This is a genomic window from uncultured Agitococcus sp. (assembly GCF_937920075.1).
Classification (GTDB): Bacteria; Pseudomonadota; Gammaproteobacteria; order Pseudomonadales; family Moraxellaceae; genus Agitococcus.
Window position 1 is genome coordinate 1 of the sequence record NZ_CALETI010000245.1, and the last position, 1,562, is coordinate 1,562.

A 1,562-nucleotide genomic window follows, 5' to 3' on the forward strand; every position below is an offset into this window, starting at 1 on the left:
CCGAAGCCGAAAAATTTAACCTTGTTGTTAGCACTGATGCGTCTAATGCGGCTGGCCAAATAAACGACTCATTAGACAAGTTAAGTTTTGCCGCAACTGGCACATGGCGCGTGATGGCTGTGCAATTAGCACCAGTGCTGGGTGAAATTAGCGAAAATATGCTAAAGGGTGCACAAGACACAAAAATCATGGAAGGCGCGGCATGGGTTTTATCTAATACAATTAAAGTCATGTACACAGGCTTTAAAATTGCTGCTATTGATTTGAATTTGTTTGGTGAATTGATTGGTAAATTTGCTGCAATGGCTGTCAGTGTTGCTTCGGGCAATATTGCACAGGCCAAGGCGATTTGGGCAGATACGTCAGCCAAAGAAAAAGCCAAGGCTGATATGTTGGCTTTAGGTGATATGTGGCAAGATTCTGCCAAAAAAGCGACAGAATCGGCTGATGTTCAAGCCGATGCAGCCGCTAAAGCCGCTAATACACTCAAAATTGAGCAAGAATTAGCTGCATTAAGAGCCGCACAAGGCAATAAAAAAGCCGAAAAAAGCACAGATAATTTTCAATATGGCGGATTACAACTGGCTCAAGATGAATATCAAGGCATAGTTAATGCTGAAAACTTATCTATTTTTGATTTTAACGCACAAGAAGAAGTAGCAGCCGCCCAGTTTGGCGACATGATTGACAGTATGTTGGTTGAATTAGATGCTGCACAAGTTATTGCTGGGGCGCAATGGGAAGAATTTTTAGATAATGAAATGGTCGCAATGGATGCAGCCAATGTTTACAAACTTAATGCACAAAATGATTTTATTGCTGCCTTCATTCAAGGTGACTTAGATCGTGTTAATGCCGTAATCACCAACGGTGACAAAGAACTAGAAGCACGCAAAGCCCAAATGCAAGCAACCGTAGGCTTTTTTAACCAAGGCTTATCACAAATGGCACAGGGCCAAGGCAAAGCCGCAAAAGCTGCTCAAGCAATCCAAAAAGCACAGGCTTTATATGAAATTGGCGTAAATACTTATCGTGCTGCTGTAGGTGCTTATGCCGCCTTATCACCCATTCCATTCGTAGGCCCTGCTTTGGGTGTTGCTGCGGCTGCTGCGGCTATCGCTTTTGGTGGTTCAATGGCTCAAGGCGTGTTAAGTGGTGGTAGTGGTGGGGCTGCGGTCACAGGCGGCGCGCCTCCTGCCTTACCTTCTTCATCATCACCCACAAGCCAAGCGGATCAACGTGCTGAACAAGGCACACCACAAGTAACCTACGTTCGCATACCTGAGGATGCCATATTAACAGGCCGTAAAATGCTTGATTTTATTGATGAAGCAATGGGTGATGGTAAACAGCTTAACAACTTACGGTTTATACCAGCATGACAGCAACAGCCAACAAAGCCATTATTTGCTATGACAATGCGCTTACTTCGCCATTGCTTGCCAGTGTAGTAGCTACCAGTCAACAAGTGGGCTACAGCGTACAAAACTGTTTTGACTGGTACACCACGTCTTTTTGGTCGCCAACACCTGCCAGTGGCTACCACTATTTTACCGCCACAT

Annotated in this window: 1 protein-coding gene and 1 pseudogene; both read left to right on the forward strand. The window is 44.8% G+C overall.

Translation table 11 applies throughout. The annotated features are described in order from the left end of the window. Positions 1 to 1,382: pseudogene (locus Q0212_RS08570) on the forward strand (hypothetical protein); the annotation flags it as partial. Further along, on the forward strand, positions 1,379 to 1,562 hold a 184-nt coding region (locus Q0212_RS08575), incomplete at its 3' end, for a hypothetical protein (RefSeq protein WP_297924530.1). The pseudogene Q0212_RS08570 and the gene Q0212_RS08575, both read left to right, overlap by 4 nt.